The following is a 13,424-nucleotide window of genomic DNA, read 5'->3' as shown; positions in this document are numbered from 1 at the left end:
AAAGGGAGCGGAAAAGTGAGTAACGTACTCGGTAGCCGACTGCAATATAGTCAAATAAACCCTAAGTGAATTTCCGAATATTGTCAACACCTTGTAGATACAATACGAAAAGTTGAGCATTCGAATCGGGGGTTGAAAATGTACTACTATAAGTAGTGTCGTGTCTTATTTCTCTATGAAGTTTTGATTTCTTTAGCGGTGTACCGTTGCTATTTCTGCTACTAATAGCAGCATATAGCTATCAGTTTATAGGGTGAGAAGAGCGACATGAAGAAAAGACTCAGTCGACTTGATGAAGTAGATTCGGGTACTTCAATTAGTGATAAGTTGAAAAAATGCGTTGACCTAGATATCCCGGTATTAATAAAAGTTCCGACATCGATGGATGTATGGGCTATAGATCCAAAGCTAGAACGGTTAACTAAAAAAGATGTTGTCCTAAGTGAGCCAAATGTTGTTAAACGAATACCTTTAAGGATACACCTTTTAGATGGCCAATATGTTTCGCCTTTAGATATACCTAATATTCGCACTTCAGATTTGTCGGGGTCAACAAAGTTAGAGGATGTCCCTTACTTACAGTTGAAACGTAGTGATATTCTTAGGTTATTAGCTATACATCAGCTCGATCTTAGTAAGTTTGATGCTGTTTCGTTTATGAGGATGAGACTTCCGAATATAGATTAAACAAGTCTGTCCAAGTATCTAAATATCGTTTCATTGTTGACAAAACTGATAGCCAAGCAACTTTCCAAAAGGCTTTGGTGGAAAAATTCCAGTATTCGGACCTAGAGTTGGATTATGTACTTTGTAGACAATATAGCGGAGAGGAACAGTATAACCATCCGCTTGAGATCATAGACTTTTGCTCTGTAACGCTGTCTGATTGCTGGATCTTGGAAGAGCATCTATCACAGCTAACCTTTGATAATTCCACCTATAGAACCAGCCGCTACTATCTTGAATCTAAGTTTCACATCTCAACTTCTTTCCTTGAGCTTTCCAAAGCAGCTTATGAGATTTTGGTTAAGGATAAAAAGTCGGTATCCGGTGGTATATCTGGATACTTGCGAACGAATTATACAACCTTCCAAGCCAAGAACGTTAGCGAAGGAGGGGGGGCGTGTGATCAATCTGATTAAAAGTGATGCTGTAAGTGACTATTTTGGGAAATTAAAGGAAATTTTCGAAAGGTATTGGCTCTCCCAATCTGTACTAAGTAAGAGAGATGCGTTGAGAGTGACTGATGATGTGCTCGGCGCGTTAGAGAACGAACTAAAGCTAAAATCTACCAACGCTAAAGGCGTTGAAATGATACTAAGACCAGATAAATTCAAATAATTAATAGGACTCTAATGCCATTATTTCAAAGGGCTATCAGAAGAAATGATAGGGTTCTTGTTTCGTAATCTCCTTTTTCCTATTGCCTGACTTGGTGTTTACTTCTCCCATCACAACAAATTTGGGAGAAGTAAAATGCAAGGCCATCAATCATTACATTCAAATCAAATCCTTCGCTTGAAAGATATAGCATTGCTAACTGGCCTTTCGCGGTCAGCACTCTATGACAAGCAAAACCCGAAATCCCCAAGGTTTGATCCCACATTCCCTTCCAAGATCCGCCTAGGCGCAAGAGCCGTGGGCTGGAGAGAAAAGGACATCATAGAGTGGATCAACTCTATGAGGAGTGAATCCATTGTTCGCGCCGAATAGCAAGCTTATGTAAATCAACCTTAAAAGAGGAGTTGTGCACCGTGAATTACTATAGATATCAATTTCCAATCGATGGAGGGTACCGCCCAAGAGTCGAACATTCAAAGTTGATAACAAATGCGTTTAATGAGGCAAAAACAATCACTCAGGCGCCAGACCCAATGGTTTACTTAGCAACAATTAGTGCAGCGTCTGTAGCCCTGCAGGGGATTATAAATGTAGAGCTGCCAACAGGAAAGGTGGCACCAGTTTCTCTGATGTCATTAATTATTGCGGAATCAGGAGAGCGGAAGTCATCGCTAGAAAATTTACTTACTAAGGGGATTAAATCATTTCATAAGGAATCTACTGAGCGATATAACAATAAGTTAAAGGAGTACAGTATTAGAGAAATGCTTTTTGAGAAGAGAAAAACTCAGATCGAAAAATCATTCAATTTGGAAGATGAAGGGGCAGCGGAGGAAATGGTTCAAGCTTTATTAGAACATCAAAATAATGCTCCTAAAAAGCCCAAACTTAAAACCCTAAGTTTTGAGGACAGTACAGTTGAAGCTTTATTGAACGGATTAAGTGAGCATATTCCCAATGCGTACCTTGGTTCTAGTGAAGGTGGGGTGTTGTTAAACAGCCGAATAATGTCTCACACAGCGAGCCTCAATGCTATATGGAGCGGGGATGAAGTTAAGGTAAGCAGAAAGACAGCAGGCTCCTTTACGTTAGAAGAAGCTCGACTCACTATCAACATTATGACGCAGCGGAGTGCTCTAGAGCGATTCTTAAAAAAGAGCAGGGATGATGTACGTGGCAATGGTTTTTTGTCTAGATTTCTCGTATGTGCTCCGGAGTCTAATTGTGGTTTTAGGCAATCCTATGGTGTTGATTACTCGTTGGATAAACTTTCAGCCTTCAACGAGAGATTGAAAAAATTATTATCTCAAGCATCAGAGCTACCAAACTATACATCCAGAAAGACTGTTCGGTTCTCAAATGAAGCCAAAAAATCTGGATTGATATCGCGAATGATATTGAGTTCAAGATGGCTCCAGAAGGTGTATTTGAACATGTAAAAGATCACGCTTCTAAGCTACCTGAAAATATAGCTCGGCTAGCCGCAATAATTCATAGCTTTGATGATTTATCAGAAGAAGAGATCACCAAAGCATCATTATTTGAGGCTATTGATCTCATGGCGTACTTTTCCGGCGAGTTTATTAAGGTATTCTCTATGCCGCCTAAATACAAACAGGACGCTCAGAACTTATATTATTGGTTTAATGAACAAGCTAATATGGGAGTTAGATATATAAAGAGAAATAAATTACTTCAGTTTGGTCCGAATGGAACAAGAAATAAGAAGTCACTTGATGTTGCACTGGAATATCTTAAAACTGTAGAGCCATTTGGTGAGATTTTTTTCAAAAAGATCAAGGTCATTGATTTATTTCCTAATTACTTGTATGACGAAGGTAAACTTAAAAAAGATTTGCTATTTGATATTGTTCAAAAATGAGAGGTGTGAATGAAATTAATAGCATTGATTCAAGTTAAAAATATTACCGGGCTTGGTAAAACTAGTATCTATCAGCTTATGAGAGATGGGAAATTTCCTTTGAACATTAAGATGGGGAAAAGGACAAGTCGTTGGTTGGAGAGTGAAGTACTTCAATGGATAAAAAGAGAACGAACTGAGAGGTTAACGTTGCAATCCGTAATAGTAAATCCACATAAAGAAATAATGGATAAGGTTTTTAAATAAATAGAGAGTGGTGTTTAGCAATTACTTCTTGGGCTTTGTTGCTGTTTTTTATTGAACTGTTTATTTTATCTACTTTTTGTCTTCTGAAAAGGATATCTACATATTAATTTATAGTTTGTTAATCCTTTAAGATATAATAATGAGGTTGCGTCATGTATTATGATAGTTATAATCATTCAAAATATTTAGGGTTAAGTGTTAATCGTAACCATGAATTTAATGAAAGGTACCTTCGTTCTGCTCATAGAGTTTTATCAAATGCGTTAAATGAGCACCCGAGAACTTTGATATTTCATGTTGTTCTTCGGTACCGCAATGCAGTTTTATGGGTTAGAAGGAAGTATTACCCGTTTTATTAATTTATTCAGAGAAAAGATTAAAGCTGACCGCGAAAGAAAGTCCAGGTTAAAAAAGAATGTTCATCGTATAAGCTGTACTTAACATCAAGTAGCTCAAAGGCTGATTGAAATTGTTAGAAGTGCCTTATCTAGCTGCAGATTGGTTTGTTCTAGCTAGATGTTTTATCAGAGTAGTCTCTCTAATAAGTTGTGCTACAGCTATAGGAGATTCCTTCTTATTGATACTTATCCTTCGATTTAGCGCAACACCAAATTGTTGGTAAGTTAATATTAAATCATCGTTTTTATAATTTAATCATAACCCCTCCTGAAGAGGGGATTATTAAAAAATACATATCTACCTCTCTCTATGTCATTCACTAGACTAAGAGAAAACAGATGTATTCAACTCAAAAGCTAACCATACTAAAACAAGCATCTTTTAACGGATATCCAGTTATTCCGGGGTACAACCTGTGCGAAGAATATCTTGCGCGTATCAATGACTTATTTGACCGTGCAATGGCGGAGAATGCTCGCAGTGTTGTTCTGCGTTTCGATTTACATCTTCCCGTTGCGATAGATTGCCCCGATTACCCAATAGAGTATGACTCGACGGTCATCACTCGCTTTATTGAGTCGTTTAAGGCACAGGTGCAGGCTGATAAAGCAAAAAAAGAAAGAAACGGTGAGCGCTGGTACGGTTGTACTGTTCGTTACGTTTGGGCTAAAGAAATAAACCAGTCAGTTAACCCTCACTATCATGTTGCGCTTATTTTGAATCGTGATGCTTACTTTGGGTTTGGTCGATATAGTCGACTAGGTGACAACATCGCAGGGAAGATATACCGAGCATGGGCAAGCGCTTTAATGATGTCTCCCGAGGAGTCAATGTCCTTGGTTTATATACCTGAGAATCCGGTGTTTAGCCTTGATAGGAATGCCTCGGATTATGCTGAGCAATGCGGAAAGGTATTTTACAGGTTAAGCTATTTAGCGAAACTTGAAACTAAGCAGTATGGTACTCGTTGTAAAAATTTTGCAACTAGCCGTATCTAGCCTGAATATACGTCAATATTAACAGTTGGGAGTGCAACCTCCCAACTCCATTGAGTTAATGTGTCTTCAGCTCGGTAGTGGACCTAGAGACGGGTCATGATTCTTTTCATCTTCAAGGCGTTGCCTAACCGCTGTTTCATCTTCACCGCGATTAACGCACTCTTCAATATATTGCTCTTCTTTTTCAAGAAGGTCCTGTTCTACTTGTTCTAGCTCGTAATCATGTGCCATTTAGTGCTGTCCTTTTACTATGTGTTATGAGTATCAACACGTTAGCAAAAGCCAGTCAAGAAGGAAACAGATTGGTCAAATAAGCCTTTTTATTGTAATGATATATCTTTGAAATTATCAGGAAGCTAATCCCCGAAATTTCATGCTATAGCGATGACCACCATAGGTTATCCTGTGGATCAGAAAATACCTGAACTACAATGGCTGCGATGATGTTCTGGTCTGAGTTTGTTTCAACCTCTGAAATCATGTGTGTGCGGACTCTTACCGGAATTGAAGATTGAATAACAAACTAAATTACAAATGAATGCATTTGCTTTTCACCTTTGAGTTCGCCGTGGTGAGTTGCTAGGTGGATAATCTCCTCTTTGACGTTTAAGTATCAACCTGATTTTTTGCCAATTCCGAGTCCGTTTTTAATACTTTCACATAGGTCAGCTTGCGCTCTGATGCGCGAAGCTAAGCACTATATTGATAGTCGACGCAGGTGGTTTTTATCGTGGGTAGCGAGCTGGCGAAACACAGTAAATGATTGCAACCATTAACTTTGCCAATTGTTTTTCGATTGAAATGAATAAATTAGGCCCTTGGATACCTAACCTGTACTCCAGGGAACAACTACGAACAAAAAATAGCTCTACTAACTCTCATCTTATGAGTGGACGAAAAGGGAGGCTTCATGCGATTTATTAGGATGAAACAGGTGATGGATATGACGAGTTTAAGCCGCTCAGCTATCAACCGGTATATCAAAGAAGAACGCTTCCCGCGAAGTGTCCCATTAGGATGCCGTGCTACGGCTTGGCTTGAAAGTGAAGTTCAAGATTGGATGCGCGATGTACTAGGGCGCCGTGATGGAAATGTTCTCTATGGCTATGATATGGACTGAGGTGTTAAATGGATCGGGGAGATTGGCTTAATGTTCGCCAGGTAATGAATCGTGTGGCATTAGGGCGAACCAGTATCTACAAGCTTATGGAATGCCGACAGTTTCCTCTCCAAGTACGTGTCGGGGCTAAATCAGTAAAATGGAGAGCGCGGGATGTTGAAGCTTGGATGAGGCAAAAAATTCGAAATCGTTAATACATAGGAAACAAGGCTTGGGGTGACCAAGCCTTGCTTTTGGCCGCTTAAAAGCATTCAACCTTTATTTCGTCAAAACTATCCATATCGAGATAAGCAAGAAAATTCCCCTCCCAAAGCTTATACATCTCGCGCACATCGTTACGATCAAGGCATTGCCATCCCGAGTAGCGAGTAAATAAGGCATTGTTGCCGATATCGAAGTCCAAATCGCGAGCAAGCTCCGGGTAGTGTCCTCCAGAAAAGCTGAAGTCGGTTATGTAAAGGAGATGGCAGTGACTACCGTTGAGTTTAGTAAAGCAAACTTCAATTGGATGAAATCCACCAGCTTCCGTGGAGTAACTACTATCGCGAAAGTTGATGGTGACAGTTTTTGCTTGGGATATATCTTCATTTGATACTGCTGCTCTCAGTGTATCCTGGAACTTATCTGAAATCCCTAAAACCGTATTAGCAAAGGTTAATTGGGTCTGTGTTGTCGTTTCTAAAGGCATAAGGGCTCCTTACCGCTGTTGGGAAGCGGCAATCTATTCAATAGGTTGTGGTTTAAGGTAAAAGCGTTTTAAGAACGGTTAGAGTGAGTTGGTTGAAACCTTTGTTATTCAGTAGATTCACAAAGGCTTTGTCCCAAGATTGAAAAAGCTCAATCACTTCGGGCTGGTCGAGATCACAGCGTTCAATATCTGGTTGATAAAACCAGCCGTGGCGAAAGTTAAAATAGAGCTGGACTTCCATTTGTTTACTCTGCTCACTCGGGTAGGCAAAGCTTGCCATTACAGCTACATGCCAGGGGCAATCGGGGGAATCTCGAGTTAGGTGAATTTCAACAGGCTGAGATCCCTTAGCTGTTTGGTAGTATTGCGAATCTCTAAAATTAAGCGCGATGCGTTTGGCATCCTCGGGGATTGCGCATAACTCAAGAGAAGCGCACAGCCTAACTTGAAGCTCATTTGATAGCGGCAATATGTCGTTGTTCAGTATTGGTAAACTCATATCAATCCTCTCTCAGCGAAAGATACGCATGACTCACCAACAATGAAATGGTCCAGAACTCTGACGTCAATGAGGGCCAATGCTTCACTAAGCCGTGAAGAGATGCGTTTATCGGATTGCGATGGCTCAGGCTCTCCTGATGGGTGGTTATGAGCAAATATCACCGCAGCGGCGTTTCGCTCTAACGTGAGCTTAACTACTTCCCTCGGATAAACCGTAGCAGCATCAATGGTCCCGAAGAACAACTCATTGTATTCAATTAATCGATGTTGGTTGTCCATTAAAAGCACAGCGAAAACTTCACGTTCGTGCTGACTTAGTTTGTAAATCAAAAACTCTTTTGTTGCATTTGGGCTGGTAAACACATCTCCTCTTAAGTAGCGGTTAGCAATAATCTGCGCAGCCTGTTCTAACACTTGATGTTCAGTTACTGGCTTTCTTTTGGAATAGTGGGTTGAATCGGTTTTGTTTGTCATGTCTGACTCTCCAGTTTAATCGAGTACACTAATTCACTTAGGTAATATGTGTTTGAAATTATTTGGAATTGACTTGACATGAGTGCTGGCGAGACTGTGTAGGACATTCTGAGAAAAAATACATGGCGGGCTTCTTTTATGAATCAATAGAAGAGGACTAACTCATGAACCGACTACTCCGCTTAAAAGAAGTGATGGATGTAACCGCGTTATCGCGCTCAGCGATTTACCGCAAGATGAATACCGGCGATTTTCCGCAGAGTGTCAGCATTGGTGATAGAGCTGTTGCGTGGGTAGAAAAAGATGTAAGTGATTGGGTTGAATCTGTAATAGCGGGTGATTGTAATGATTAAAGAAGACAAAGTTATTTATTGCCCTGAAACATCTCGACTTTACTGCAAGGACCGTTTTCGGAATATACAAGTGAACCAAGAGCGAGGTCCGTTAATGACAGATGCAATTGCTTTATTTAAAAAGCATTTTGACCAAATGACGAAATCCAACTCATCACTAATTAGTTTTCATTTTACTATCCATTTGCCTGAAGTTGGTCCAATACTATCTGAACCTGCCGCAAAGCGATGGTTTTCCATATTTCTGAAATCTATAGAGGAAAAAGCTCAGCCAGAAGATAAGACAGGTGAGCTTTGGACGGCACTGTATAACAGTAAAGTTCGATGTTTTTGGGCGAGCAATTGCCGCTCAGAAGGTCTAAATATGGTGAAGGTATACATCTTAGCGGCAGTGCAAACCACACTGATAGACAACTTCTGCAATCAGCATTGGTTGGACATTGATAGTGCGTTAAGACAAGCGGTCAAGCGATGTACTAAAGAGCTTTACAATAGAGATGAGCGCTTCCCTGTAACCACCATTATTCCAGGAAAATTAGCACTGGAGCTTATAAGCAAAGATGCTCTGGACTACGGGGAACAAAAAGAGTTTCTGTTTTATAAGCTCAGTATGTTAGCGGCCAAACCTCTGGATATTAACCCAGGTGATTTTACCCATGTGTCGGTGCTAACACATGCATCAAGTACTCTAGATGTCATGTTTTCATCAGCAAATAGTGGTGATAAGAGTAAAGACAGGTGGCAGACACCGCCGGAAATTTTCGCTCAACTCAATGACCGATTTGGCTTTACTCTTGATGCTGCTGCCGAACCAGAAACAGCACTCTGTGAGAAGTATTTTACAGAAGAGGATGATGCGTTGAAGCAGGACTGGAGTGGTCACGTTGTTTTCTGTAATCCGCCATATTCAAAGCTCCGAGTCTTTGCCAAGAAGGCTTATGAGGAGTCGCTAAAGGGAACTACGGTTGTCATGTTAGTGCCCGCAAGGACAGATACTCAGGCCTGTCATGACTATTTAGCAAATGGTGAAATGTACTTCATACGAGGACGGCTCAAATTCTTGAAGGTTGGTGAGTTACAAGATGCCGCACCATTTCCTAGTGTCGTCTGTGTTTTGGGGCCGGGTGTTGAAAGAAAGGGGGTGTTTGTTGACAAAGAAGACTTGTTGCTTCGGGAACAAAAATCTATATGAAGCTGGCTAAGTAGAGGAAATTGACATCTCAATATTCAATCAGTAACTTACAATTAGGTTTTGATTTAATGATATCAATAAGTTGGCATGCGGTAGTGCATGCCAACGTCATAGAGTTACAATGATGAAAGAACAGCTAGATATAATTTCAGGACTAGATTCGTCGTCCTACTTATTGTGGTTAGAAAGCAATGACCGATACTACCATCATCGTAAGCAGCTTCTTGCAGATGCCAATCAATTATTTCGGAGTCGACGTAAGTTAAGCGAACTATCAGACGGTGAGCGGTGCGTTATTCTTGGACGAAGAACGAGAATGGCAGATGATGCTGAGTATGACGTGAATCTTTTTGGTTCTCCCGGCGGGAGTGGTTACGTTAATGGGATCTTATCCTCAGGTTTTGTCCATCTTGACCCGTTTTTTGAAGCCATCCCTCGGACAGGCAAGATTGATGATGAGACATTTCAACGTTTGGTTGAACTTTATAAGCAAGGGATTTCGGATTCGGGCAGCACTGTTCAGCTTTTTGTATTCTTTACTCGAATTTTAGCGGTAGTTCGTCCCGATACCTTTGTGTCGGGGGCTGATGGTCTAGTTCAAAAAATATCAAAGGCACTAGGGATTAGAAATCCTGGTAATGACTACAAGAAATATTGGGCCGACTTTCTTCCACGCTTACATGAGATTAATCTATTCAGCGGACTTGTTGGTGATCCGATGAATGTTCACCTTGCGTTGATTGACGGGATTGGATGGCAAGAGAGTGACGTTAATGACGTTGGAGGTAAAAACGGCACAGAGAAAATTGTGGTGGGCACATCTAATGGCCACAGTCCGCTAAACCAGATCCTTTATGGCCCACCTGGAACAGGCAAAACATATCATACGATCGAGGCTGCGGTGAAAGCCGCAGAGCCAGATTTTGTTTGGGAATCTAGAAGTGAAGTCAAAGCCAAATATGATGAACTGATAAATGACAAGCGTATTCGGTTCGTTACATTCCATCAGAGTTATGGCTATGAAGAATTTGTAGAAGGGCTTAAAGCGGAAACGGACGGAGAGCACCTTCAATATAAAGTTGAGCCAGGAGTATTCAGACGGCTAGCAGATAGTGCTCGATCCAAACGCGTGAGTAAAATAGAACGCTCCTCATCATACTCTCTAGATGGTAGAAAAATCTGGAAGATGTCTTTGGGAAATACACAGACAGATGAAGGGGAAATGGTTTATAGCGAGTGTCTTGAGAATGACTACATTCTTCTCGGATATGGTGGCAATATTGATTTTTCTGGCTGTAATTCAACAGGAAAAATAAAAGATAAGTTTCTTGATGCTGGCTATGAGCTGAAACCACAAGATTACAATGTTACTGCGGTAAATACGCTAGTTAACAAAATGTCTGAGGGAGATTTAGTCGTCGTATCTGATGGTAACCACAAGTTTAAGGCGATAGCAGAAATAACCTCTGCTTATGAGTGCATAAAAGATGACCGAGATTGGTACTTTCAGAAGCGCGATGTCAAATGGTTGATGACGTGTGATGAACCTCGGCCAATCGACGAGCTATTCTCAACGGCATTATCGCAGATGACGCTTTATAACCTTAAGGACTCGGTCATTTCAAGAGAGAAGCTGTCTGCCTTGCTAAATGAGTCTAAACAAGAATTGGAAGTGGCTAAGAATCATGTGTTGGTTATTGATGAGATCAACCGTGGCAATATTTCCAAGATATTTGGTGAGTTAATCACACTTATAGAGCCCTCTAAAAGAGCAGGTGGAGAAGAGTCGATAGAGCTGATATTGCCTCATTCGCATGAGCCTTTTACGGTACCGAGTAACCTTTATATCATTGGCACTATGAATACCGCCGATCGTTCTTTAGCGATGATGGATACTGCGCTCCGTCGTAGATTCGACTTTGTCGAAATGATGCCAGAACCCAACCTTTTTAATAACCATGAGGTGAAAGGCATAGACCTTACTCAATTGCTTGATGCACTGAACAAGCGAATTGAGGTGCTTTATGACCGTGAACACACTCTTGGTCACGCATTTCTTTACCCGGCTTACAATGAACCAGATGAAAAAGTTGCATTTGATCTGCTCCAGGCGGCTTTTCGAACAAAGATTATCCCTCTGCTAGAGGAATACTTTTACGAAGATTGGAATAAGATTCGTTTGGTACTGGGTGATAATCTGAAAGATGACAGCATGAAGTTAGTTCGCGAGTCTCGAGAAAGTTATGACGACATTTTTGGTACCGGCCATGGTTTGGATACTTACGCTGAAGATTCTATTCGTTATAGTCTTATCCCGTTTGAGAAGGGTTCTCTCTGGGAGGAAGCAGATACATACAAAGCCATATATGACCCGAAGCTGACGGCTTCAAAGCAAATGGTAGCGAACTCTGATGCGGAGTAGTAATCGAGCAGTTTGTTTATTTGAGTATGGTTTTTTATCGGCTGCTCCAGAAGCTATCAATCAATCTAGCGTGGAGCATATATCGGATAGTTGTTATCAGTACCTTAAGAGACTATGTCTTAGTGATACTAAAGAGAGACAACTGCTTAGATTACGCCGACACAAAGGCATGGAAGTGCTTCAGGTGCAAAATTACGCAGGGGTAATAATGTCGCCTGATGGTACCCAAATAGAAATATTACCTAAAGTCGGCCAAAGTTCTGAACTTTCAGAGAAAGATGCACAGCTAGACTCTCGTAGAACCTTGTTAGTCATGTTAAAAACGCTTCGCACGTTTCGCCATATCCAAACGAACAATGCCAATATAGAAAAACAGAGAATGCCTCTGCTGGAAGTTTTTATTGGGCAGTTTCTAGAGTCTGTGAATAGGTTGGTTAAAAGAGGCTTACGCAGTGATTACGTCAAATGCGAAGATAGTTTGGCCTTTCTAAAGGGGAAGTTGAATACTGGTAAACAGCTTAGGCATAACTTCATCAATAGGCATAAATTTTATTGTGAGTATGACGAATTCTTGCAAGATCGTCCTGCGAACAGGTTGATTCACGCAGCGTTAGAGGTAGTTGATAAGTTTGCGTGTTCATCACGTAATGCAAAGCTTTCACGAGAACTGCTGTTTGTGTTTCAGGATATACCTAAAAGTGCTGACCCTTCGGTTGATTTTTCACGATTACAGATCGACAGGGGAATGGATTACTATCGAGAGCCACTTGACTGGACCGGGCTAATACTAAGAGGTTTATCACCTCAATCTATGCATGGTTCGAGTGATGCAATATCGCTACTCTTTCCAATGGAAGCAGTATTCGAATCTTTTGTTTCAATCACTTTGGAGCAGCAACGTTTACCCGGTTACCAGTTGCGCACTCAGTCAAAACAAACGCATTTTGTTATGCACGGCGAAAGTCAATGGTTTCAACTTAAACCCGACCTGATGGTACAAAAATCCACACAAAATATTGCAGTATTAGACACTAAGTGGAAGCTGCTGAATCAAGCGCTGGATAATGGTTCAGATAAGTATGGACTGTCTCAGGCTGACTTTTATCAAATGTTTGCTTATGGTCACAACTACCTTAATGGTACCGGCAACATGTTTTTGATATACCCAAGGCAGGACAATTTTGAAGAAGCAATTCAAGTTCCTTTTGATTTCACGGATTTAGCTGGTGCACCAACGAGTCTTAAACTCTGGGTTGTTCCGTTTGAAATAAAAGAAAAGGGGAGCCGTGTTTTGTGGCCTGAAGCATTGGATATATCAACTATTGGTTTGGAGAAACTCTAAGCCACCAGCAGACATTTTCTGAGTTACGCGACACATTTAATCGCATAGGCGGTTATGAGGAAGTTTAATGAGAAGTGAAGTAATTGAAGGGTTAACCGAGAAGTTTGGTCCGCCATCACGCAAGACTAAAAAAGTGATGGCATGGCATATGTCAACAAAATATGGTGTTGTTCTGCAGTTAGACAGCCCAGCTAGCGGTGAATATGCATCAGTCTGGCTTCCGGAGGATGAGCCAGAACTATTGAGTACAACGATGGACATTAAGTTGTATTCAGAAGATGAAGGGCGACATAGCAATACGCACCAAACTCCAGGCTTAGAAAAAGGGCTTGCAGTGATGAGGGCGAAGGTGACTAATCAACAAGAGCTGGATGAACTGTTAGAGTACTTGGTGTTATAGCCAATCATCGCTTCGATAGGTTACCAGGCAGTTTCGGACAGGTATGCTCCAGCTCCCCTTAAACTT

Annotated in this window: 17 protein-coding genes; 13 read left to right on the top strand and 4 right to left on the bottom strand. The window is 41.0% G+C overall.

From position 1 onward, the window contains the following. The first annotated feature begins 267 nt into the window (after positions 1-267). From FKN16_RS24520 to FKN16_RS05745, 7 genes are all read left to right on the top strand, one after another. A complete protein-coding gene (locus FKN16_RS24520; protein WP_249370516.1) occupies positions 268-687 on the top strand; it encodes a hypothetical protein in 420 nt (139 codons plus the stop codon). A gap of 438 nt (positions 688-1,125) precedes the next feature. Further along, entirely contained in the window at positions 1,126-1,341 is a 216-nt protein-coding gene (locus FKN16_RS24515; protein WP_249370515.1) for a hypothetical protein, read from the top strand. 135 nt (positions 1,342-1,476) lie between these two features. Next, positions 1,477-1,713 (top strand): AlpA family phage regulatory protein, encoded by a 237-nt coding sequence (locus FKN16_RS05760; RefSeq protein WP_170902253.1) that lies wholly within the window; start codon positions 1,477-1,479, stop codon positions 1,711-1,713. Positions 1,714-1,754: 41 nt separating this feature from the next. Next, the gene (locus FKN16_RS24510; protein WP_346341406.1) at positions 1,755-2,780 is read left to right on the top strand and encodes a YfjI family protein; all 1,026 of its coding nucleotides are present in this window, start codon (positions 1,755-1,757) and stop codon (positions 2,778-2,780) included. Next, positions 2,750-3,223: a DUF3987 domain-containing protein gene (locus FKN16_RS24505; protein WP_249370514.1), complete on the top strand. Its 474-nt coding sequence runs from the start codon at positions 2,750-2,752 to the stop codon at positions 3,221-3,223. Before FKN16_RS24510 ends, FKN16_RS24505 begins: the two co-directional genes overlap by 31 nt. 9 nt (positions 3,224-3,232) lie before the next feature. Next, positions 3,233-3,469: an AlpA family phage regulatory protein gene (locus FKN16_RS05750; protein ID WP_170902251.1), complete on the top strand. Its 237-nt coding sequence runs from the start codon at positions 3,233-3,235 to the stop codon at positions 3,467-3,469. Positions 3,470-4,206: 737 nt separating this feature from the next. Beyond that, a complete protein-coding gene (locus FKN16_RS05745; RefSeq protein WP_170902249.1) occupies positions 4,207-4,866 on the top strand; it encodes an inovirus Gp2 family protein in 660 nt (219 codons plus the stop codon). A 66-nt stretch (positions 4,867-4,932) separates the two neighbouring features. Here FKN16_RS05745 and FKN16_RS05740 read toward each other — a convergent pair whose 3' ends face one another. After that, complete coding sequence (locus tag FKN16_RS05740) at positions 4,933-5,097, bottom strand: hypothetical protein (RefSeq protein ID WP_170902248.1); 165 nt, start codon at positions 5,095-5,097, stop codon at positions 4,933-4,935. A 679-nt stretch (positions 5,098-5,776) separates the two neighbouring features. On the opposite strand from FKN16_RS05740, the gene FKN16_RS05735 reads away from it, so the two are divergent. Further along, positions 5,777-5,986 (top strand): AlpA family transcriptional regulator, encoded by a 210-nt coding sequence (locus FKN16_RS05735; protein ID WP_170902246.1) that lies wholly within the window; start codon positions 5,777-5,779, stop codon positions 5,984-5,986. 241 nt (positions 5,987-6,227) lie between these two features. Here FKN16_RS05735 and FKN16_RS05725 read toward each other — a convergent pair whose 3' ends face one another. The 3 genes from FKN16_RS05725 to radC are packed head-to-tail and all read right to left on the bottom strand — an operon-like array spanning position 6,228 to position 7,649. Further along, positions 6,228-6,674, bottom strand: a complete 447-nt coding sequence (locus FKN16_RS05725; protein ID WP_170902243.1) for a DUF2787 domain-containing protein — start codon at positions 6,672-6,674, stop codon at positions 6,228-6,230. 52 nt (positions 6,675-6,726) lie between these two features. Next, positions 6,727-7,173 (bottom strand): DUF2787 family protein, encoded by a 447-nt coding sequence (locus tag FKN16_RS05720; protein ID WP_170902241.1) that lies wholly within the window; start codon positions 7,171-7,173, stop codon positions 6,727-6,729. Next, entirely contained in the window at positions 7,170-7,649 is a 480-nt protein-coding gene (gene radC, locus FKN16_RS05715; protein ID WP_170902239.1) for a DNA repair protein RadC, read from the bottom strand. Before radC ends, FKN16_RS05720 begins: the two co-directional genes overlap by 4 nt. Before the next feature lie 164 nt (positions 7,650-7,813). Between radC and FKN16_RS05710 the strand changes: the two genes are divergently transcribed. From FKN16_RS05710 to FKN16_RS05685, 5 genes are all read left to right on the top strand, one after another. After that, a complete protein-coding gene (locus tag FKN16_RS05710) occupies positions 7,814-8,002 on the top strand; it encodes an AlpA family transcriptional regulator (RefSeq protein WP_170902237.1) in 189 nt (62 codons plus the stop codon). Continuing rightward, complete coding sequence (locus FKN16_RS24500) at positions 7,995-9,194, top strand: phage N-6-adenine-methyltransferase (RefSeq protein ID WP_249370513.1); 1,200 nt, start codon at positions 7,995-7,997, stop codon at positions 9,192-9,194. Before FKN16_RS05710 ends, FKN16_RS24500 begins: the two co-directional genes overlap by 8 nt. 316 nt (positions 9,195-9,510) lie before the next feature. Beyond that, complete coding sequence (locus FKN16_RS24495; protein ID WP_249370512.1) at positions 9,511-11,616, top strand: AAA family ATPase; 2,106 nt, start codon at positions 9,511-9,513, stop codon at positions 11,614-11,616. Positions 11,617-11,785: 169 nt separating this feature from the next. After that, complete coding sequence (locus FKN16_RS05690; protein WP_249370511.1) at positions 11,786-12,958, top strand: McrC family protein; 1,173 nt, start codon at positions 11,786-11,788, stop codon at positions 12,956-12,958. Positions 12,959-13,025: 67 nt separating this feature from the next. Next, positions 13,026-13,358, top strand: a complete 333-nt coding sequence (locus FKN16_RS05685) for a hypothetical protein (protein WP_025441597.1) — start codon at positions 13,026-13,028, stop codon at positions 13,356-13,358. Positions 13,359-13,424: the final 66 nt, after the last annotated feature.

This window comes from Vibrio sp. 11-4(1), from assembly GCF_013048625.1.
Classification (GTDB): Bacteria; Pseudomonadota; Gammaproteobacteria; order Enterobacterales; family Vibrionaceae; genus Vibrio; species Vibrio diabolicus.
Note: the sequence above shows the minus strand (reverse complement) of the source record. Positions and strands in the feature narration are given on the sequence as shown.

Coding starts and splice junctions, on each gene's coding strand:
- FKN16_RS05720 (WP_170902241.1), bottom strand. CDS start 7,173: ATGAGTTTACCAATACTGAACAACGACATATTGCCGCTATCAAATGAG.
- FKN16_RS05760 (WP_170902253.1), top strand. CDS start 1,477: ATGCAAGGCCATCAATCATTACATTCAAATCAAATCCTTCGCTTGAAA.
- FKN16_RS24520 (WP_249370516.1), top strand. CDS start 268: ATGAAGAAAAGACTCAGTCGACTTGATGAAGTAGATTCGGGTACTTCA.
- FKN16_RS05690 (WP_249370511.1), top strand. CDS start 11,786: ATGGAAGTGCTTCAGGTGCAAAATTACGCAGGGGTAATAATGTCGCCT.
- FKN16_RS05685 (WP_025441597.1), top strand. CDS start 13,026: ATGAGAAGTGAAGTAATTGAAGGGTTAACCGAGAAGTTTGGTCCGCCA.
- FKN16_RS24495 (WP_249370512.1), top strand. CDS start 9,511: ATGGCAGATGATGCTGAGTATGACGTGAATCTTTTTGGTTCTCCCGGC.
- FKN16_RS05710 (WP_170902237.1), top strand. CDS start 7,814: ATGAACCGACTACTCCGCTTAAAAGAAGTGATGGATGTAACCGCGTTA.
- FKN16_RS24500 (WP_249370513.1), top strand. CDS start 7,995: ATGATTAAAGAAGACAAAGTTATTTATTGCCCTGAAACATCTCGACTT.
- FKN16_RS05740 (WP_170902248.1), bottom strand. CDS start 5,097: ATGGCACATGATTACGAGCTAGAACAAGTAGAACAGGACCTTCTTGAA.
- FKN16_RS24505 (WP_249370514.1), top strand. CDS start 2,750: ATGGCTCCAGAAGGTGTATTTGAACATGTAAAAGATCACGCTTCTAAG.
- FKN16_RS05750 (WP_170902251.1), top strand. CDS start 3,233: ATGAAATTAATAGCATTGATTCAAGTTAAAAATATTACCGGGCTTGGT.
- FKN16_RS05745 (WP_170902249.1), top strand. CDS start 4,207: ATGTATTCAACTCAAAAGCTAACCATACTAAAACAAGCATCTTTTAAC.
- FKN16_RS05735 (WP_170902246.1), top strand. CDS start 5,777: ATGCGATTTATTAGGATGAAACAGGTGATGGATATGACGAGTTTAAGC.
- FKN16_RS05725 (WP_170902243.1), bottom strand. CDS start 6,674: ATGCCTTTAGAAACGACAACACAGACCCAATTAACCTTTGCTAATACG.
- radC (WP_170902239.1), bottom strand. CDS start 7,649: ATGACAAACAAAACCGATTCAACCCACTATTCCAAAAGAAAGCCAGTA.